This window comes from Klebsiella sp. CSG-1, assembly GCF_056521145.1.
The window spans coordinates 311,194-330,252 of sequence record NZ_JBWNLD010000006.1; the positions used below are offsets into that span (position 1 = coordinate 311,194).

18 protein-coding genes and 1 pseudogene are annotated in these 19,059 nt (G+C 59.7%); 17 read left to right on the top strand and 2 right to left on the bottom strand.

Translation table 11 applies throughout. The features are described from left to right. The first annotated feature begins 159 nt into the window (after positions 1–159). The 4 genes from AC007G_RS17020 to AC007G_RS17035 are packed head-to-tail and all read left to right on the top strand — an operon-like array spanning position 160 to position 3,719. Positions 160–1,107: a 4-hydroxyproline epimerase gene (locus tag AC007G_RS17020; protein ID WP_142630974.1), complete on the top strand. Its 948-nt coding sequence runs from the start codon at positions 160–162 to the stop codon at positions 1,105–1,107. Further along, entirely contained in the window at positions 1,104–2,213 is a 1,110-nt protein-coding gene (locus AC007G_RS17025) for an NAD(P)/FAD-dependent oxidoreductase (protein ID WP_032698214.1), read from the top strand. The genes AC007G_RS17020 and AC007G_RS17025 overlap by 4 nt, the downstream gene beginning before the upstream one ends. Continuing rightward, positions 2,210–2,473, top strand: coding sequence for a 2Fe-2S iron-sulfur cluster-binding protein (locus AC007G_RS17030; RefSeq protein ID WP_142630973.1), 264 nt, complete (start codon positions 2,210–2,212; stop codon positions 2,471–2,473). Before AC007G_RS17025 ends, AC007G_RS17030 begins: the two co-directional genes overlap by 4 nt. Beyond that, positions 2,454–3,719, top strand: a complete 1,266-nt coding sequence (locus AC007G_RS17035) for an FAD-dependent oxidoreductase (RefSeq protein ID WP_128319381.1) — start codon at positions 2,454–2,456, stop codon at positions 3,717–3,719. Before AC007G_RS17030 ends, AC007G_RS17035 begins: the two co-directional genes overlap by 20 nt. A 1-nt stretch (position 3,720) precedes the next feature. On the opposite strand, the gene hpaR is transcribed toward AC007G_RS17035, so the two are convergent. Next, complete coding sequence (gene hpaR / locus AC007G_RS17040; RefSeq protein ID WP_032689606.1) at positions 3,721–4,167, bottom strand: homoprotocatechuate degradation operon regulator HpaR; 447 nt, start codon at positions 4,165–4,167, stop codon at positions 3,721–3,723. Between the two features lie 289 nt (positions 4,168–4,456). On the opposite strand from hpaR, the pseudogene AC007G_RS17045 reads away from it, so the two are divergent. The 4 genes and pseudogenes from AC007G_RS17045 (at position 4,457) to AC007G_RS17060 (ending at position 8,632) form a co-directional block, all read left to right on the top strand. Beyond that, positions 4,457–5,850: pseudogene (locus tag AC007G_RS17045) on the top strand (fumarylacetoacetate hydrolase family protein). Further along, a complete protein-coding gene (hpaE, locus tag AC007G_RS17050; RefSeq protein WP_032698218.1) occupies positions 5,847–7,313 on the top strand; it encodes a 5-carboxymethyl-2-hydroxymuconate semialdehyde dehydrogenase in 1,467 nt (488 codons plus the stop codon). Before AC007G_RS17045 ends, hpaE begins: the two are co-directional and overlap by 4 nt. A 71-nt stretch (positions 7,314–7,384) precedes the next feature. Further along, on the top strand, positions 7,385–8,242 hold the full coding sequence (hpaD, locus tag AC007G_RS17055) for a 3,4-dihydroxyphenylacetate 2,3-dioxygenase (protein ID WP_032689610.1): 858 nt from the start codon (positions 7,385–7,387) through the stop codon (positions 8,240–8,242). A 9-nt stretch (positions 8,243–8,251) separates the two neighbouring features. Beyond that, positions 8,252–8,632, top strand: a complete 381-nt coding sequence (locus AC007G_RS17060; RefSeq protein WP_032689611.1) for a 5-carboxymethyl-2-hydroxymuconate Delta-isomerase — start codon at positions 8,252–8,254, stop codon at positions 8,630–8,632. Between the two features lie 188 nt (positions 8,633–8,820). On the opposite strand, the gene AC007G_RS17065 is transcribed toward AC007G_RS17060, so the two are convergent. Further along, the gene (locus AC007G_RS17065; RefSeq protein WP_260612556.1) at positions 8,821–8,952 is read right to left on the bottom strand and encodes a hypothetical protein; all 132 of its coding nucleotides are present in this window, start codon (positions 8,950–8,952) and stop codon (positions 8,821–8,823) included. Positions 8,953–8,984: 32 nt separating this feature from the next. On the opposite strand from AC007G_RS17065, the gene hpaH reads away from it, so the two are divergent. From hpaH to yjiA, 9 genes are all read left to right on the top strand, one after another. Beyond that, entirely contained in the window at positions 8,985–9,788 is an 804-nt protein-coding gene (gene hpaH / locus AC007G_RS17070) for a 2-oxo-hept-4-ene-1,7-dioate hydratase (protein ID WP_032689612.1), read from the top strand. Positions 9,789–9,798: 10 nt separating this feature from the next. Next, on the top strand, positions 9,799–10,596 hold the full coding sequence (hpaI, locus tag AC007G_RS17075; protein ID WP_064793504.1) for a 4-hydroxy-2-oxoheptanedioate aldolase: 798 nt from the start codon (positions 9,799–9,801) through the stop codon (positions 10,594–10,596). Between the two features lie 21 nt (positions 10,597–10,617). Further along, positions 10,618–11,976: a 4-hydroxyphenylacetate permease gene (gene hpaX / locus AC007G_RS17080; protein WP_032689614.1), complete on the top strand. Its 1,359-nt coding sequence runs from the start codon at positions 10,618–10,620 to the stop codon at positions 11,974–11,976. A 9-nt stretch (positions 11,977–11,985) separates the two neighbouring features. Then, the gene (hpaA, locus tag AC007G_RS17085) at positions 11,986–12,876 is read left to right on the top strand and encodes a 4-hydroxyphenylacetate catabolism regulatory protein HpaA (RefSeq protein ID WP_047663958.1); all 891 of its coding nucleotides are present in this window, start codon (positions 11,986–11,988) and stop codon (positions 12,874–12,876) included. A gap of 323 nt (positions 12,877–13,199) precedes the next feature. Beyond that, positions 13,200–14,762: a 4-hydroxyphenylacetate 3-monooxygenase, oxygenase component gene (gene hpaB, locus AC007G_RS17090; protein WP_032689616.1), complete on the top strand. Its 1,563-nt coding sequence runs from the start codon at positions 13,200–13,202 to the stop codon at positions 14,760–14,762. Between the two features lie 20 nt (positions 14,763–14,782). Beyond that, positions 14,783–15,295 (top strand): 4-hydroxyphenylacetate 3-monooxygenase reductase subunit, encoded by a 513-nt coding sequence (locus tag AC007G_RS17095; RefSeq protein WP_032689617.1) that lies wholly within the window; start codon positions 14,783–14,785, stop codon positions 15,293–15,295. Between the two features lie 334 nt (positions 15,296–15,629). Next, positions 15,630–17,780, top strand: coding sequence for a pyruvate/proton symporter BtsT (btsT, locus tag AC007G_RS17100; protein WP_032689618.1), 2,151 nt, complete (start codon positions 15,630–15,632; stop codon positions 17,778–17,780). A gap of 95 nt (positions 17,781–17,875) precedes the next feature. Next, entirely contained in the window at positions 17,876–18,079 is a 204-nt protein-coding gene (locus AC007G_RS17105) for a YbdD/YjiX family protein (protein ID WP_004857555.1), read from the top strand. Between the two features lie 11 nt (positions 18,080–18,090). Then, the gene (gene yjiA, locus AC007G_RS17110; RefSeq protein WP_032698225.1) at positions 18,091–19,047 is read left to right on the top strand and encodes a GTPase; all 957 of its coding nucleotides are present in this window, start codon (positions 18,091–18,093) and stop codon (positions 19,045–19,047) included. The last annotated feature ends 12 nt before the right edge of the window (positions 19,048–19,059 follow it).

Sequence of the window (19,059 nt, forward strand, 5' to 3'; positions counted from 1 at the left end):
AATAAGCAAATGATTAATAAGAAATAACTATGCCATCCATAAACAGGCGCCGCCGTTTACTGTGCCGATTTCGTCATTTCCTCTGATGAAAGCGTTCAAGCCGGAGGCGGTCTGTTGCGCCAGCATGATGAAACAAATCGTTAACCTCCGGAGATAGCCATGACTGTGCCACGTCACCCCATTGAACTCAGAGCCATTGATTCTCATACCGGCGGTGAACCGACCCGCCTGATCGTGGACGGTTTTCCGGATCTCGGGAACGGCAGCATGGCGGAGCGCCGCCAACGCTTCGCCCGCGAATTCGATCGCTGGCGCCAGGCGGTTATCCTGGAGCCGCGCGGCAACGATGTGCTGGTGGGGGCGCTGCTGTGCAAACCGGTCTCACCGCAGGCAACCGCCGGGGTGATTTTCTTCAACAACGCCGGCTTTCTGAACATGTGCGGGCATGGCACCATCGGGCTTATCGCCTCGCTGGCATGGCTTGGTCGCATCAAGCCGGGCATCCACCTGATTGAAACGCCGGTGGGCAACGTCAGCGCGACGCTACATGAAGACGGCAGCGTCTCGGTGGAAAATGTTCCTGCCCGGCGCGGCAAAAAGCAGCTCAGCGTCAACACCGCGGTGGGTACCGTCAGCGGTGATATTGCCTGGGGCGGCAACTGGTTTTTCCTCATCAACGATCACCCTTTCACCCTCGAACCCGTCCAAATTCCGCAGCTCACCGAGTATGCGTGGGCCGTACGTGAAGGGCTGGAAGCCGCCGGGATCCGCGGCGATGACGGTGGCGAAATCGACCATATCGAACTCTTTGCCGATGATGCCGATGCCGACAGCCGCAGCTTCGTACTGTGCCCGGGGAAAGCCTGGGATCGTTCGCCGTGCGGCACCGGAACCAGCGCCAAACTGGCCTGTCTGGCCGAAGATGGCAAGCTGCAGCCCGGCGAACTCTGGCAGCAGGCCAGTATTATCGGCAGCCAGTTTACCGCCAGCTATACGCGCAGCGACGTCGGTATCATTCCGACGATCCGCGGCGCAGCCTGGGTGTGCGGCGATACCCGGCTGATCCTCAACCCGGACGATCCCTTCTGCTGGGGGATCGTGCCGTGAACCACGGCGACGTCATCGTGATCGGCGCCGGGATCGTCGGTGCCGCCTGTGCGTGGCAGCTGGCGAAACGCGGGCAAAAAGTGATTCTGCTCGACGATCGCCAGCCGGGCGCCACCGCAGCCGGAATGGGACATCTGGTGTGTATGGATGACGATCCCGCCGAACTGGCGCTCTCCGCCTGGTCACTGGCACGCTGGCGCACCCTCACGCCGCAAATGCCCGAGCGCTGCGCCTGGCGCGGCTGCGGCACTCTGTGGCTGGCGGAAACCTCCCAGGAGCTGGAGATCGCCCGGGAAAAACAGCGGCGGATGGCCGCATATCAGGTCTCCAGCGAGATGCAGACCCCTTCACAGCTGACGCAGCGAGAACCGCTGCTGCGGGCAGGCCTACAGGGCGGACTGTGGGTTCCCGGCGATGGTATCGTCTACGCTCCTGAAGTTGCGCGCTGGTTTATCGCCGACGCGGGAGACAACCTGACCTGCCTCACCGAAGGCGCCATGGAAATCGCCGAGCCGGCGGTGACGTTGACCTGCGGAAAACAGCTGCGGGCACCGGCTATCGTTGTCGCCTGCGGCCTCGGCGCCAATGGGCTGCTGGGGGAAAACTGGCTGCGGGCAAAGAAAGGCCAGCTGGCGATCAGCGACCGCTACGGCCCGTTACTCCATCATCAGCTGGTCGAACTGGGCTACGGTGCCAGCGCCCACGGCGGCGGCACCTCGGTGGCGTTTAACGTCCAGCCGCGCCCCACCGGACAGCTGCTGATCGGCTCTTCGCGGCAGTTTGATAACTCAGAACGCCAGCTGGATTTGCCGCTGCTGGCGCAGATGCTCGACCGCGCCCGGCACTTCCTGCCCGCCCTGGCCGGGCTGAATATTATCCGCTGCTGGAGCGGCTTTCGCGCCGCGTCAGAGGACGGAAATCCCCTGATAGGCCCCCACCCGTCGCGCCCCGGCCTGTGGCTGGCGCTGGGTCATGAAGGGCTCGGCGTCACCACCGCCCCCGCCAGCGCAGAGCTGCTCGTCGCCCAGTTATTGGGCGAGCGCTGCCCGTTAGCCCCCGACGCGTGGCTACCGGCCCGCCTGCTGAAAAAAGAGGCTATCGCATGAGCCAGACTATCCCGGTGATGATTGGAGGTGAAACACGCGACGTTCCGGTGGGAATCAGCGTCGCGGCAGCGCTGTCGTTGACGGCGAATCCCACCACACGCGTGGCCGTCGGCGGACAGCCCCGCGCCCCTTTTTGCGGAATGGGTATTTGCCAGGAGTGCCGGGTGACCGTCAACGGACGGCGGGTGCTGGCCTGCCAGACGCTGTGCCAGCCCGGAATGACGATTGAAAGGAGCTGCCATGCAAACCCTGCGCTGTGACATTCTGATTCTCGGCTGCGGCCCGGCGGGTCTCGCCGCCGCACTGGCGGCCGCGTCCTGCGGTAAGCAGGTCGTTATCCTCGACGATAATCCGCGCCCCGGCGGGCAGATCTGGCGCGAGGGTCCGCAGGTGCAGCTCCCTGCCCTGGCGCGCCGCTACCGGGAAGCCGTTGCTGCGGAGAAAAACATCACCTCGCTGAACGGTGCCCGGCTTATCGCCCGCCCCTCGGCGCATAGCGTCCTGTTCGAAACCGCCGACGACAGCGGGCTTGTCGAATGGCAAAAGCTGATCCTCTGCTGCGGCGCACGGGAACTCTCGCTGCCTTTCCCCGGCTGGACGCTGCCCGGCGTCACCGGCGCCGGCGGGTTACAGGCGCAAATCAAACACGGTCTGACGCTCCGGGGGCAAAAAGTGGTGATTGCCGGCAGCGGTCCGCTGCTGCTGGCGGTGGCCGCGACGGTGAAAAAAAGCGGAGGTGAAGTACGACAGATTGTTGAGCAGGCCCCGCTCAGCGCATTACTGCGTTTTGGCAGCAGCCTGTGGCGCTGGCCGGAAAAACTTCGCCAGCTGGCTACCCTCGCCCCGCGACGCTATCTGAGCAGTAGCCAGGTGATTCGCGCCCACGGCGAGACGCAGCTCGAAGCCATTACGCTGCGCGATGCCCGCGGCATTGAACGGACAATCGCCTGCCAGCGGCTGGCTATCGGTTACGGCCTGGTAGCCAATATTGAAACCGCGCTGCTCTTCGGCTGCGCGCTGGCTGACGAGGCAATAGCGGTGAATCGCTGGCAGCAGACCAGCATCGCGAACATCTACGCCGCGGGCGAATGCACCGGTTTTGGCGGCAGCGAACTGGCGCTGGCAGAAGGTGAAATTGCCGGCTTTGCGGCAGCTGACGCCGAGGCTTGCGCCCAGGCCCTCTTCGCCCGTCGCGGGCGCTGGCAGGCATTTGCTCATGCGGTCAACCGCACATTCACCCTGCCAGAGAGCCTGAAAAACGCCGCCACGCCGGATAGCCTGCTGTGCCGCTGCGAAGATGTGCGCTGCGGCGACGTTGCCGATGCCGATAGCTGGCACCAGGCAAAACTGACCCGCCGCTGCGGAATGGGCGCCTGTCAGGGAAAAACCTGCGCGACCACCGCCCGCTGGCTGTACGGCTGGCCGCTACCGCAGCCGCGCGAGCCGCTCTCTCCCGCCAGAGCCGAAACCCTTATCGCGCTGGCCGATACCCGAACAATGCGCTGATCTACTCTTCCTCATCACTGTGCCCGGCACCCTGACGGTTGCCGAGCGCAATAAACTCTTCCAGCAGCGCAGTCAGTTGCTGCATCTTTTCACTGGTGAACTGGGCTTCAATCAGGCGATAGGCCTCTTCCACCTGCGCCTGCGCGCTTTCATACAGCGTGTAGCCCGCCGGCGTCAGCGAAATATACAACTTGCGCTGATCGTTGACCGGCTTGAGACGCAGCACCAGACCGTCACGCTCCATACGGGTCAGAATACCGGTCAGGCTGGGGCGCAGGATGCAGGCGCGGAACGCCAGATCGTGAAAGTCCATCGACGGATTTTCCGCAAGGATGCGCACAATACGCCACTGCTGCTCGGTGAGATTATGGCGTTTAACGATCGGTCGGAAATGGCCCATTGCCGCTTCCCGCGCCTGCAACAACGCAATGGTTAACGAATCATGCATCACATACCCTCGACATCGCACTCTTAAGTTTATTAATAAGTTAATAATTAGCGCCTATCCTGCCATGACGCAACCGGTTTCTGCACCTGAAAAGTACCAGTCGAGACAATAAAAAACGACAACTAACTGATTAATAACACATAAAGAATTACACTGTAAATTTATTGTTAATCAGATCACAAAACATTCACTTCTGTTTGCCAAACCCCGCCACAAGGAATAAAAGATGATCATTAACATATTAATGAATATCCCTTAGCATCCGACATCAGTACCAGAGGAGTGGTGAATGAAAGGTACCATCTTCGCCGTTGCGCTTAACCATCGCAGCCAGCTTGACGCCTGGCGCGACGCGTTCCAACAGGCCCCTTACAAAACCCCGCCGAAGACCGCGGTCTGGTTTATCAAACCGCGCAATACCGTCATCGGTGCGAACGAGGCCATTCCCTATCCGCAGGGTGAAACCGTGCAGAGCGGCGCCACCGTCGCGCTGATTGTCGGCAAAACCGCGCGTAAGGTTTCCGCCGCCGACGCGGCCTCTTTTATCGCCGGCTATGCGCTGGCCAATGACATCAGCCTGCCGGAAGAGAGCTTCTACCGCCCGGCGATTAAGGCCAAATGTCGCGATGGCTTCTGCCCCATCGGCACCCTCGCCCCGGTGCATAGCGTGGACAATCTGACCATCATCACTGAAATCAACGGCCGCGAGGCCGACAGCTGGAACACCGGCGATCTGCAGCGCAATGCCGCCGAACTGTTAAGCGCGCTGAGCGAGTTTGCCACCCTGAATCCCGGCGATGCCATCCTGATCGGTACCCCTCACGCCCGCGTCACGCTGCAGCCCGGCGATCGCGTGCGGATCCTCGCCGAAGGTTTCCCGGCGCTGGAAAACCCGGTTGTTGCAGAAGGAGAGCTGGCATGAAACAGGCACGTATTGAATGGCAAGGTACCCGCTACGACGCACAGATCGATGAACGCGACCAGCTTCGCCTCGCCGATGGCACCCTGCTTAAAGCAGGCGACTTTCGCTGGCTGCCTCCCGCCGACGGAACGCTGTTCGCGCTGGGTCTGAACTATGCCGACCACGCCAGCGAGCTGGAGTTTAAGCCGCCGGAGGAGCCGCTGGTGTTTATCAAAGCGCCGAACACCTTTATCGGTCATCAACAAGAGTCGGTACGCCCGGACAACGTGGAGTACATGCATTACGAAGCCGAACTGGTGGTGGTGATAGGCAAAACCGCGCGCCGCGTCGCCGAAGCCGATGCCATGGACTATGTCGCCGGCTACACCGTCTGCAATGACTACGCCATTCGCGACTATCTGGAAAACTACTACCGCCCGAACCTGCGGGTGAAAAGCCGCGACACGCTGACGCCCATCGGGCCGTGGATCGTCGCGAAAGAGGCGATCCCGGATCCGCATAATCTGACTCTGCGCACCTGGGTCAACGGCGAGCTGCGCCAGCAGGGTACGACGGCCGATCTGATCTTCAGCGTTCCGTTCCTGATCGCTTACTTAAGCGAATTTATGACCCTGCAACCGGGCGACATGATCGCCACCGGCACGCCGAAAGGGCTGTCCGATGTGGTGCCGGGTGACGAAGTGATCGTCGAAGTCGAAGGCGTCGGCCGCCTGGTCAACCGCATCATCAGCCAGCAAGCGTATGAGGAGAAGCTGTCATGAAAAAAATTAACCATTGGATCAACGGCAAAAACGTCGCGGGCGCAGAGTATTTCCACACCACCAACCCGGCCACCGGCGAAGTGCTGGCGGAAGTCGCCTCCGGCGGTGAAGCCGAAGTGAATCAGGCCGTTGCCGCCGCGAAAGAAGCGTTCCCGAAATGGGCCAACCTACCGATGAAAGAGCGCGCGCGCCTGATGCGCCGGCTGGGCGATCTGATCGATCGCGACGTCCCGGAGATCGCGGCAATGGAGACCGCCGATACCGGCCTGCCGATCCATCAAACCAAAAATGTGCTGATCCCGCGCGCTTCGCACAACTTCGAGTTTTTCGCCGAAGTGTGCCAGCAGATGAACGGCAAGACCTATCCGGTTGACGACAAGATGCTCAACTACACCCTCGTGCAGCCGGTCGGCGTGTGTGCGCTGGTCTCGCCGTGGAACGTGCCGTTTATGACCGCCACCTGGAAGGTGGCGCCGTGTCTGGCGCTGGGCAACACCGCGGTGCTGAAAATGTCAGAGCTGTCGCCGCTGACCGCCGATCGTCTGGGCGAACTGGCGCTGGAAGCCGGTATTCCGGCCGGCGTACTCAACGTGGTGCAGGGCTACGGCGCCAGCGCCGGCGATGCGCTGGTGCGTCATCACGACGTCCGCGCGGTGTCGTTTACCGGCGGTACCGCCACCGGGCGCAACATCATGAAAAATGCCGGTCTGAAGAAATATTCCATGGAGCTGGGCGGCAAATCCCCGGTGCTGATTTTTGAAGATGCCGATATCGAGCGCGCGCTGGATGCCGCCCTGTTCACCATCTTCTCAATCAACGGCGAGCGCTGCACCGCCGGGTCGCGCATCTTCATTCAGCAGAGCATTTACCCGGAATTCGTTAAACGCTTTGCAGAACGCGCCAACCGCCTGCGCGTGGGCGATCCGACCGATCCGAATACCCAGGTCGGGGCGCTGATCAGCAAGCAGCACTGGGAAAAAGTCTCCGGCTATATTCGCCTCGGGATCGAAGAAGGCGCCACCCTGCTGGCCGGCGGCCCGGACAAGCCGTCCGATCTGCCCGCGCATCTGCAAGGCGGCAACTTCCTGCGTCCGACGGTGCTGGCAGACGTGGATAACCGGATGCGCGTCGCGCAAGAGGAGATTTTTGGCCCGGTAGCCTGCCTGCTGCCGTTTAAAGACGAAGCGGAAGGGCTGCGCCTGGCGAACGACATCGAATATGGTCTGGCGTCCTACATCTGGACCCAGGACATCAGCAAAGTGCTGCGTCTGGCGCGCGGCATCGAAGCCGGCATGGTGTTCGTCAATACCCAGAACGTCCGCGACCTGCGTCAGCCGTTTGGCGGCGTGAAAGCCTCCGGCACCGGCCGTGAAGGCGGCGAGTACAGCTTTGAAGTGTTCGCCGAAATGAAAAACGTCTGTATTTCCATGGGTGACCACCCGATCCCGAAATGGGGCGTATAACCGTCATCCGTCGAGCCGCGCCCAGGCTGGCTGCGGCTCACACTATTCAGGTTATGTAAGGAGAACACCGCATGGGCAAATTAGCGTTAGCCGCCAAAATCACTCACGTGCCATCAATGTATCTCTCTGAACTACCGGGGAAAAATCATGGTTGCCGTCAGGCTGCCATCGACGGCCATAAAGAAATTGGCAAGCGCTGCCGTGAAATGGGCGTCGATACCATTATCGTTTTCGATACCCACTGGCTGGTCAACAGCGCCTACCACATTAACTGCGCCGACCATTTCAAAGGCGTCTATACCAGCAACGAACTGCCGCACTTTATCCGCGACATGACCTACGACTACGACGGCAACCCGGAGCTGGGTCAGCTGATTGCCGACGAAGCGGTCAAACTGGGCGTGCGGGCGAAAGCGCACAACATTCCCAGCCTGAAGCTGGAGTACGGCACTCTGGTGCCGATGCGCTACATGAACAGCGATAAGCATTTCAAAGTGGTGTCGATTTCCGCGTTCTGCACCGTTCACGATTTTGCCGACAGCCGCAAGCTGGGCGAAGCCATCGTCAAGGCGATTGAAAAATATGACGGTACCGTGGCGGTGTTCGCCAGCGGCTCACTGTCGCACCGCTTTATCGACGACCAGCGCGCCGAAGAGGGAATGAACAGCTACACCCGCGAGTTTGACCATCAGATGGATGAGCGCGTGGTGAAGCTGTGGCGTGAAGGCAAGTTTAAAGAGTTCTGCACCATGCTGCCGGAATACGCCGACTACTGCTACGGCGAGGGCAATATGCACGACACGGTGATGCTGCTCGGCGTGCTCGGCTGGGACAAATATGACGGCAAGGTGGAGTTTATTACCGACCTGTTCGCCAGTTCCGGCACCGGCCAGGTGAACGCCGTGTTCCCGCTTCCGGCCCAGGCGTAAGGAGCCACTATGCCGCATTTTATCGCTGAATGTACCGACAACATCCGCGAACAGGCTGATTTACCCGGCCTGTTCGCCCAGGTTAATCAGGCGTTGGCCGCCACCGGCATCTTCCCGATTGGTGGCATCCGCAGCCGCGCCATCTGGCTGGACACCTGGCAGATGGCCGACGGCAGGCAGGATTACGCCTTCGTGCATATGACGCTGAAAATCGGCAGCGGGCGGAGTATGGAGAGCCGTGAAGAGGTCGGCGAAATGCTGTTCGGGCTGATTAAAAGCCACTTCGCCGCTCTGATGGAGAGCCGCTATCTGGCGCTGTCATTTGAGATTGAAGAACTGCACCCGACGCTGAACTACAAACAGAACAACGTCCACGCCTTGTTTAAATAGCGCGCCTTTTCGCCCGGTGGCGCTGCGCTTACCGGGCCTACAAAAGGCTAACTGATGCCGAACCGTAGGCCGGGTTAGCGCAGCGCCGCCGGCCAGAACAATGCACCAACCGTAGGCCGGGTTAGCGTAGCGCCACCCGGCGCCGTGACACCGCGACATCGAACGAGGTAACAGCACCGTATGCCGGGTCAGCGTAGCGCCACCGGCCAGAACAATGCACCAACCGTAGGCCGGGTCAGCGCAGCGCCGCCGGCCAGAACAATGCACCAACCGTAGGCCGGGTCAGCGTAGCGCCACCCGGCGCCGTGACACCGAGACACCGCGACACCGAACGAGGTAACAGGAAGCCACTATGCTCGATAAACAAACCCGCAGCCTGATCGCCCAGCGACTGAATCAGGCCGAAAAACAACGTGAGCAGATCCGCGCGATCTCGCTGGATTATCCGTCGATCACCATTGAGGACGCCTACGCCGTCCAGCGCGAGTGGGTCGAGATGAAGATCGCCGAAGGGCGGGTGCTGAAAGGCCATAAGATCGGCCTGACCTCAAAAGCGATGCAGGCCAGTTCGCAAATTAGCGAGCCGGACTACGGCGCGCTGCTCGATGATATGTTTTTTCACGATGGTAGCGACATTCCAACCGATCGTTTTATCGTGCCGCGGATTGAAGTCGAGCTGGCTTTCGTGCTGGCGAAACCGCTGCGTGGCCCGAACTGCACCCTGTTCGACGTCTATAACGCCACCGACTATGTGATCCCGGCGCTGGAGCTGATCGACGCCCGCTGCCACAACATCGATCCGCAGACCCAGCGCCCGCGCAAAGTCTTCGACACCATCTCCGATAACGCCGCCAACGCCGGGGTGATTCTCGGCGGGCGTCCGATTAAGCCCGACGAGCTGGATCTGCGTTGGATCTCCGCTCTGCTGTACCGCAACGGGGTGATCGAAGAGACCGGCGTTGCCGCCGGGGTGCTGAACCATCCGGCAAACGGCGTCGCCTGGCTGGCGAATAAGCTGGCGCCATACGATGTCCAGCTGGAAGCCGGGCAGATCATCCTCGGCGGCTCGTTTACCCGCCCGGTACCGGCGCGCAAGGGTGACACCTTCCACGTCGATTACGGCAACATGGGCGCAATCAGCTGCCGCTTTGTGTAAGGGGAAGATGATGAATAACACGTTTAAAGAGGCGCTGCAGGCCGGGCGGCCACAAATCGGCCTGTGGCTGGGGCTGTGCAGCAGCTACAGCGCCGAACTGTTAGCCGGCGCCGGGTTTGACTGGCTGCTGATCGACGGCGAACACGCGCCGAATAATGTACAAACGGTGCTGACCCAACTGCAGGCGATCGCCCCCTACTCCAGCCAACCGGTGGTTCGCCCGTCGTGGAATGACCCGGTGCAGATCAAGCAATTGCTGGACATCGGCGCACAGACGCTGCTGGTGCCGATGGTACAAAACGCCGATGAAGCGCGGCTGGCGGTGAAAGCCACCCGCTATCCGCCGGCCGGTATTCGCGGCGTCGGCAGCGCCCTGGCGCGTGCTTCCCGCTGGAACCGCATTCCGGACTATATCCATCAGGCCAACGATGCCATGTGCGTGCTGGTACAGATTGAAACCCGCGAGGCGTTGAAAAATCTGCCGCAGATTCTCGCGGTAGAAGGCGTCGACGGTGTGTTTATCGGCCCGGCGGATCTGAGCGCGGACATGGGCTTCGGCGGTAATCCGCAGCATCCTGAGGTGCAGGCGGCCATTGAAAGCGCCATCGTCCTGATTTGCGAGGCGGGTAAAGCCCCGGGCATTCTGATGGCCAATGAACAGCTAGCGAAACGCTACCTCGAGCTGGGGGCGCTGTTCGTCGCCGTCGGCGTCGACACCACTCTGCTGGCCCGCAGCGCAGAAGCGCTGGCAGCACGGTTTACCGACGCAATCACCACCACAACTGATAACAATAAATCTGTCTACTGAACGGATAATGTGGAGCGCATCATGACGACCTCTACCCTGCAACATAATGAAAATAAAGTCGTTGAAGTAGAAAACCGGGTGATCAAAAAGCTGTTCCGCCGCCTTATCACCTTCCTGTTCGTGCTTTTTGTTTTCTCATTTCTGGACCGCATTAATATCGGCTTCGCCGGGCTGACGATGGGCAAAGATCTCGGTCTGACCTCCACCATGTTTGGTCTGGCCGCGACGCTGTTTTACGTCACCTACGTGATGTGCGGGATCCCCAGCAATATCATGCTGGCGAAGGTCGGCGCCCGCCGCTGGATCGCCGGGATCATGGTGGTGTGGGGGATCGCGTCAACCTGTACGATGTTTGCCACCAACCCGCATACGCTGTATATCCTGCGCATGCTGGTCGGTATCGCTGAAGCCGGCTTCTTGCCAGGGATCCTGGTCTATCTGACCTGGTGGTTCCCGGCCTTTCACCGCGCCCGCGCCAACGCCCTGTTTATGATAGCGATGCCGGTGACCATGATGCTTGGCTCTATCCTCTCCGGCTATATTCTGGCGCTTGATGGCCTGTGGAATCTGAAGGGCTGGCAGTGGCTGTTCCTGCTGGAGGGGCTGCCGTCGGTGGTGCTCGGCGTGGTGACCTGGTTCTTTCTCAACGATACCCCGGATCAGGCCAGCTGGCTGGATAAGGAGGAGAAGCAGGCGCTGAAAACGATGATTGAACGCGAGCGCGAAAGCGCCAGCGTTATCCCAACTTCCGCACGCTCTACCCTGCGGGAAGTGCTGACGCCGGCGGTGCTGATGTACACGCTCGCCTACTTCTGTCTGACCAATACCCTGAGCGCTATCAATATCTGGACTCCGCAGATCCTGCAAAGCTTCAATACCGGCAGTAGCAACATTGTGATCGGCATGCTGGCGGCAATTCCGCAGTTCTGTACGATTTTCGGGATGATCTGGTGGAGCCGGCGATCCGACCGGCGTAAAGAGCGCAAGATGCATACCATCCTGCCCTATCTGTTCGCCGCTGCCGGATGGTTGCTGGCCTCTGCCACCCACCACGGTCTGATCCAGCTGATCGGCATCATTATGGCCTCCGTGGGTTCTTTTACCGCGATGGCGATTTTCTGGACTACCCCGGATCGGGTGATCAGCCTGCAATCGCGGGCGGTGGCGCTGGCGGTCATCAACGCTATCGGCAACATCGGATCCGCCGTCAGCCCGCTGCTGATCGGTATTCTGCGTGATGCCACCGGCAGCTTTAGCTCCGGACTGTGGTTTGTCGCCGGACTGCTGATCGTCGGCGCGTTGGTACTGACCCGGATTCCGATGAGTGCGCGGGAAGACGCCGCCACCGAGGCAGGACTCGCCGCACAGAAAAGTCATTAAGGAGTGCCCATGTGTCAGCCCTCAATCGCCAATATCGATATCAACAAAGATTACGATGAGAGTCTGGGGACCGAGGATGTGCACTATCAGTCGTTTGCCCGCATGGCGGCCTTTTTTGGCCGCGACATGCAGGCGCATCGACACGACCAGTACTTTCAGATGCACTTTCTCGATACCGGGCAGATTGAACTGCAGCTCGACGATCACCGCTACTCGGTGCAGGCGCCGCTGTTTGTCCTGACGCCGCCGTCGGTGCCGCACGCTTTTATCACCGAGTCCGACAGCGACGGGCATGTGCTGACCGTGCGCGAAGATCTGATCTGGCCGCTGCTGGAGGTCCTCTATCCCGGCACGCGGGAAGCGTTCGGGCTGCCGGGTATGTGTCTGTCGCTGGCGGATAAACCCGATGAACTGACGGCGCTGGCGCACTACTGGCAGCTGATTAAACGCGAATCGACCGCCCAGTTGCCGGGGCGCGAACATACCCTGGCGCTGCTGGCGCAGGCGGTGTTCACGCTGCTGTTGCGTAACGCCAGGCTCGACGACCATGCCGCCAGCGGGATGCGCGGCGAGCTGAAGCTGTTTCAGCGCTTTAACCAGATGATCGACAGCCACTACCACCAGCACTGGGCGGTACCGGAGTATGCCAACGAGCTGCACGTTACCGAATCACGGCTGACCGATATCTGCCGCCGCTTTGCCAACCGACCGCCGAAGCGGCTGATCTTCGATCGCCAGCTGCGCGAGGCCAAACGGCTGCTGCTGTTTTCCGACAGCGCGGTCAATGAGATAGCCTGGCAACTGGGGTTTAAAGACCCCGCCTATTTCGCTCGTTTTTTTAGTCGCCAGGTCGGCTGCTCGCCCAGCAGCTACCGTGCGCAAAAAGTACCGGTGTCTTAATTCCCCGCTGGCGGGCTACGATCCGTAGGGCGGGTAGGCCCTAAAAACCGCCCGTAACGTCACCCGGCCAGCGTAGCACCGCCGGGAAAAAGGCTGGCTTCTACAGCGAAAACACCCTCTCGATCACAGAACCGCACTCCCCCTGAAAAGTACCTGCCGTTGTCGCAAACGTCCCTTCACGAATGGCGCAATAACCGCTTCAATTGAACAACAAAAACAAAACATAAATTTAACATTGATGCCCAAACTCATTCGCAGGCAGCCGCCAGACAGGCAGCCCGAAGCAGGGACGGGATATTCCGATAAATACTGAAGAGGCCCCTATGAAACCTGAAGATTTCCGCGCAGACGCGAAACGCCCGTTAACCGGTGAAGAGTACCTGAAGAGCCTGCAGGATGGCCGCGAGATTTACATCTACGGCGAGCGCGTCAAAGACGTCACCACGCACCCGGCCTTCCGCAACGCCGCCGCCTCCGTCGGCCAGCTGTACGATGCGCTGCATAAACCAGAAATGCAGGACTCCCTGTGCTGGAACACCGATACCGGCAGCGGCGGCTATACCCATAAATTCTTCCGCGTGGCGAAAAGCGCCGATGACCTGCGCCAGCAGCGCGATGCGATCGCCGAGTGGTCGCGCCTGAGCTACGGCTGGATGGGCCGCACCCCGGATTACAAAGCCGCCTTCGGCTGCGCGCTGGGCGCGAACCCGGCCTTCTACGGCCAGTTCGAACAGAACGCCCGCAACTGGTACACCCGCATTCAGGAAACCGGCCTGTACTTTAACCACGCGATCGTCAACCCGCCGATTGACCGTCATAAACCGGCCGACGAAGTGAAAGACGTCTACATCAAGCTGGAAAAAGAGACCGATGCCGGGATCATCGTCAGCGGCGCGAAAGTGGTCGCCACCAACTCGGCGCTGACCCACTACAACATGATCGGTTTTGGTTCTGCGCAGGTGATGGGGGAAAACCCGGACTTCGCCCTGATGTTCGTCGCGCCAATGGATGCCGAAGGGGTCAAACTGATCTCCCGCGCCTCCTATGAGATGGTTGCCGGGGTCACCGGATCGCCGTACGACTACCCACTCTCCAGCCGCTTTGATGAAAACGATGCGATCCTGGTGATGGATAAGGTGCTGATTCCGTGGGAAAACGTGCTGATCTATCGCGATTTCGATCGCTGCCGTCGCTGGACGATGGAAGGCGGCTTTGCGCGTATGTATCCGCTGCAGGCCTGCGTACGCCTGGCGGTCAAGCTCGACTTTATCACCGCCCTGCTCAAACGCTCGCTGGAATGTACCGGCACCATGGAGTTCCGCGGCGTACAGGCCGATCTCGGCGAAGTGGTCGCCTGGCGCAATATGTTCTGGGCGCTGAGCGACTCCATGTGCTCCGAAGCGACGCCGTGGGTGAATGGCGCCTGGCTGCCGGATCACGCCGCGCTGCAGACCTACCGCGTCATGGCGCCGATGGCCTACGCCAGGATCAAAAATATTATCGAACGTAACGTGACCAGCGGTCTGATCTATCTGCCATCCAGCGCACGCGATTTGAACAACCCGCAGATCGACCAGTATCTGGCTAAATACGTTCGCGGCTCCAACGGCATGGACCACGTTGAACGTATCAAGATCCTCAAGCTGATGTGGGACGCGATCGGCAGTGAATTCGGCGGCCGCCACGAGCTGTATGAAATCAACTATTCCGGAAGTCAGGACGAAATCCGCCTGCAGTGTCTGCGTCAGGCGCAAAGCTCCGGCAACATGGACAAAATGATGGCGATGGTCGACCGCTGCCTGTCCGAGTACGACCAGAACGGCTGGACGGTGCCGCACCTGCACAACAACTCTGATATCAATATGTTGGATAAGCTGCTGAAGTAATTCGGCAGCGGGAGGTCACAATGCAATTAGATGAACAACGTCTGCGTTTTCGCGATGCCATGTCCAGCCTGTCGGCGGCGGTCAACGTCATTACCACCGAGGGCGACGCCGGCCGCTGCGGCATCACCGCCACAGCCGTGTGCTCGGTAACCGATACGCCGCCGTCGGTGATGGTGTGCATCAATGCCAACAGCGCGATGAACCCGGTATTCCAGGGGAACGGCAAACTGTGCGTTAACGTACTGAACCATGAGCAGGAAGTGATGGCTCGCCATTTCGCCGGCATGACCGGGATGGCCATGGAAGAACGCTTTAGCCTCTCCTGCTGGCAAAAAGGAGCGCTGGGACAGCCGGTTCTGCAAGGGGCGCTGGCCAGCCTTGAAGGGGAGATAAGCCAGGTGCAGACCATCGGTAGCCACCTGGTCTATCTGGTCGAGATCAAGAACATCACCCTGAGCCAGGAAGGCCATGGGCTGATTTACTTTAAGCGCCGTTTCCATCCGGTGATGATGGAAATGGAGGTTGCGGTATAACGTTCTGCTACCTTCGCTTCTGACATTCTCTTTTCTGTCCCCCTTTCTCTGTCCTCCTCTCTTTTTCCTCTCCCCTACGGGGAGGAAAAAGAGGTGGAAAAAATCTTGTGATCTCAATCACATGTTTACCCGCTGCTCATTTCCTGGCCAACCGCTTATCCCGCCTGGTAACCGCTTAACCCCACATAGAACCACTCACAGATTTACCCAACTTTACGCGCGCGGAGTTCTGGCAAGATCGTCCCCAGCATAGCTAACCAATACCTCCTCAACCCCTAACTTAAACCCAGACGGCTTCGGCCCATTATTCATCTTATTAACGCCAGGTTTTACTATGGATACTAAAAAGTTATTCAAGCACATACCCTGGGTGATTCTTGGAATCATCGGGGCATTTTGCCTCTCAGTCGTCGCTCTGCGCCGCGGTGAGCACGTCAGTGCGCTGTGGATCGTGGTGGCGTCAGTTTCCGTCTACCTCGTCGCCTACCGTTATTACAGCCTGTATATCGCGCAAAAGGTGATGAAGCTCGATCCTACGCGTTCTACGCCGGCGGTCATTAACAACGATGGTCTGAACTACGTCCCGACCAACCGCTACGTGCTGTTCGGCCACCACTTTGCCGCTATCGCCGGCGCCGGTCCTCTGGTGGGCCCGGTTCTCGCCGCGCAGATGGGCTACCTGCCGGGTACCCTGTGGCTGTTGGCGGGGGTGGTGCTGGCCGGGGCGGTACAGGACTTTATGGTGCTGTTTATCTCCTCGCGCCGTAACGGCGCCTCGCTGGGTGAGATGATCAAGCAAGAGATGGGGCCGGTTCCGGGTTCCATTGCGCTGTTCGGCTGCTTCCTGATTATGATCATCATCCTCGCGGTGCTGGCGCTGATCGTGGTAAAAGCGCTGGCAGAAAGCCCGTGGGGCGTCTTTACCGTCTGCTCGACCGTTCCGATCGCCCTGTTTATGGGGATCTATATGCGCTTCCTGCGCCCGGGTCGCGTGGGTGAAGTGTCGGTGATTGGTATCGTCCTGCTGGTGGCGTCCATTTACTTCGGCGGCATCATTGCCCACGACCCGTACTGGGGCCCGGCGCTGACCTTTAAAGACACCACCATCACCTTTACCCTGATCGGCTACGCGTTTATCTCCGCGCTGCTGCCGGTGTGGCTGATTCTGGCGCCGCGTGATTACCTCGCGACCTTCCTGAAAATCGGCGTTATCGTTGGCCTGGCGCTGGGCATCGTGATCCTCAACCCGGATCTGAAAATGCCGGCGGTCACCCAATACATCGATGGTACCGGTCCGCTGTGGAAAGGTGCGCTGTTTCCGTTCCTGTTTATCACTATCGCCTGCGGCGCAGTGTCTGGCTTCCATGCGCTGATCGCCTCCGGCACCACGCCGAAGCTGCTGGCTAATGAAACCGACGCCCGCTTTATCGGCTACGGCGCGATGCTGATGGAGTCCTTCGTGGCGGTGATGGCGCTGGTTGCGGCGTCGATCATTGAGCCGGGCCTCTACTTCGCGATGAACACCCCGCCGGCAGGCCTGGGCATCACCATGCCGAACCTGCACGAAATGGGCGGTGAAAACGCCGCGTTGATTGCCGCACAGCTGAAGGATGTGACCGCTCACGCAGCGGCGACCGTCAGCTCCTGGGGCTTTGTGATTTCACCTGAGCAAATCCTGCAAACGGCGAAAGATATCGGCGAGCCGTCGGTACTGAACCGCGCGGGCGGCGCGCCGACTCTGGCCGTGGGTATTGCTCATGTGTTCCACAAAATCATGCCGATGGCGGATATGGGCTTCTGGTACCACTTCGGTATTCTGTTTGAAGCGCTGTTTATCCTTACCGCGCTGGATGCCGGTACCCGCGCAGGCCGCTTTATGCTGCAGGATCTGCTGGGCAACTTCGTGCCGTTTCTCAAGAAAACCGACTCGCTGGTGGCGGGCATTATCGGCACCGCGGGCTGCGTCGGGCTGTGGGGCTACCTGCTGTATCAGGGCGTGGTCGACCCGCTGGGCGGCGTGAAGAGCCTGTGGCCGCTGTTCGGTATCTCTAACCAGATGCTGGCCGCCGTGGCGCTGGTGCTGGGTACCGTGGTACTGGTCAAAATGCAGCGTACCAAATACATCTGGGTTACCGTGATCCCGGCCGCATGGCTGCTGCTGTGCACCACCTGGGCGCTGGGTCTGAAACTGTTCAGCACCAACCCGCAGATGGAAGGCTTCTTCTTCATGGCTCAGCAGTATAAAGAGAAGATTGCTTCCGGCGGCGAACTGACCGCGCAGCAGATTGCTAACATGAACCATATCGTGGTGAACAACTACACTAACGCCGGTCTGAGTATTCTGTTCCTGGTGGTGGTATACAGCATCATCTTCTACGGCATCAAAACGTGGCTCAACGTGCGTAACAACAAAGTCCGCACCGACAAAGAGACCCCGTACGTGCCCGTTCCGGAAGGCGGCGTGAAAACCTCGTCACATCATTAAAAAAACGGCGGGTGGCGCTACGCTGACCCGCCCTACAAGGTTCTGTAGGCCCGGTCTGCGTAGCGCCACCGGGCTTTTTCTTATCAGGATGAGTTATGTTTGGTAACTTAGGCGAAGCAAAAAAATACCTGGGTCAGGCAGCCAAAATGCTGATAGGCATTCCGGACTACGACAACTATGTCGAACATATGAAAGCCAACCACCCGGATAAGCCTTACATGACCTATAACGAATTCTTCCGCGAACGCCAGCAGGCCCGCTACGGCGGCGACGGCAAAGGCGGCGTACGCTGCTGTTAATGGAGGCAAACATGGCACCGATTGCAGTCACCCTGTTGACCGGTTTTCTTGGCGCGGGTAAAACCACCCTGCTGCGCCATATTCTTAACGAACAGCACGGCTTTAAAATCGCCGTGATCGAAAACGAATTTGGCGAAGTTGCCGTTGACGATCAGCTGATTGGCGACCGCGCCACGCAGATCAAAACCCTGACCAACGGCTGCATCTGTTGTACCCGCTCCAACGAGCTGGAAGACGCACTGCTCGACCTGCTCGACAGCCGCGATCGCGGCGACATTGATTTTGACCGGCTGGTGATTGAGTGCACCGGCATGGCCGACCCCGGCCCGATTATTCAGACCTTCTTCTCTCATGAAGTTCTCTGCGAACGCTATCTGCTTGACGGGGTGATTGCGCTGGTGGATGCGGTCCATGCCGATCAGCAGATGAACCAGTTCACCATCGCCCAGTCGCAGGTGGGCTACGCCGATCGGATTCTGCTGACAAAAACGGACGTGGCGGGCGACAGCGACAGGCTGCGCGAACGGCTGGCGAGGATTAACGCCCGGGCGCCGGTTTATACCGTGATCCACGGTGATATCGACCTGAGCCAGCTGTTTAATACCAGCGGCTTTATGCTGGAAGAGAAGGTGGTGAGCAGCGCGCCGCGCTTTCACTTTATCGCCGATAAGCAAAACGACGTCGCGTCTATCGTGGTCGAACTGGATTACCCGGTCGATATCAGTGAAGTGTCGCGGGTGATGGAAAACCTGCTGCTCTCTTTCGCCGAGCAGCTGATGCGCTACAAAGGGATGTTATGGATTGACGGTGAGCCAAATCGCCTGCTGTTCCAGGGCGTCCAGCGCTTATACAGCGCCGACTGGGATCGCCCGTGGGGCGATGAAACGCCCCACAGCACGCTGGTGTTTATCGGCATTAATTTGCCGGAAGAGGAGATTCGCGCGGCGTTTGCCGGATTGCGCAAGTAACGGTTCGGACTT

Bases quoted from the DNA above. Each gene is read 5' to 3' on its own strand.
- AC007G_RS17020 (WP_142630974.1), top strand. From the start codon at position 160: ATGACTGTGCCACGTCACCCCATTGAACTCAGAGCCATTGATTCTCAT.
- hpaR (WP_032689606.1), bottom strand. From the start codon at position 4,167: ATGCATGATTCGTTAACCATTGCGTTGTTGCAGGCGCGGGAAGCGGCA.
- hpaH (WP_032689612.1), top strand. From the start codon at position 8,985: ATGCTCGATAAACAAACCCGCAGCCTGATCGCCCAGCGACTGAATCAG.
- AC007G_RS17035 (WP_128319381.1), top strand. From the start codon at position 2,454: ATGCAAACCCTGCGCTGTGACATTCTGATTCTCGGCTGCGGCCCGGCG.
- hpaB (WP_032689616.1), top strand. From the start codon at position 13,200: ATGAAACCTGAAGATTTCCGCGCAGACGCGAAACGCCCGTTAACCGGT.
- AC007G_RS17060 (WP_032689611.1), top strand. From the start codon at position 8,252: ATGCCGCATTTTATCGCTGAATGTACCGACAACATCCGCGAACAGGCT.
- AC007G_RS17095 (WP_032689617.1), top strand. From the start codon at position 14,783: ATGCAATTAGATGAACAACGTCTGCGTTTTCGCGATGCCATGTCCAGC.
- hpaA (WP_047663958.1), top strand. From the start codon at position 11,986: ATGTGTCAGCCCTCAATCGCCAATATCGATATCAACAAAGATTACGAT.
- hpaX (WP_032689614.1), top strand. From the start codon at position 10,618: ATGACGACCTCTACCCTGCAACATAATGAAAATAAAGTCGTTGAAGTA.
- AC007G_RS17105 (WP_004857555.1), top strand. From the start codon at position 17,876: ATGTTTGGTAACTTAGGCGAAGCAAAAAAATACCTGGGTCAGGCAGCC.
- yjiA (WP_032698225.1), top strand. From the start codon at position 18,091: ATGGCACCGATTGCAGTCACCCTGTTGACCGGTTTTCTTGGCGCGGGT.
- hpaE (WP_032698218.1), top strand. From the start codon at position 5,847: ATGAAAAAAATTAACCATTGGATCAACGGCAAAAACGTCGCGGGCGCA.
- hpaI (WP_064793504.1), top strand. From the start codon at position 9,799: ATGAATAACACGTTTAAAGAGGCGCTGCAGGCCGGGCGGCCACAAATC.
- btsT (WP_032689618.1), top strand. From the start codon at position 15,630: ATGGATACTAAAAAGTTATTCAAGCACATACCCTGGGTGATTCTTGGA.
- hpaD (WP_032689610.1), top strand. From the start codon at position 7,385: ATGGGCAAATTAGCGTTAGCCGCCAAAATCACTCACGTGCCATCAATG.
- AC007G_RS17030 (WP_142630973.1), top strand. From the start codon at position 2,210: ATGAGCCAGACTATCCCGGTGATGATTGGAGGTGAAACACGCGACGTT.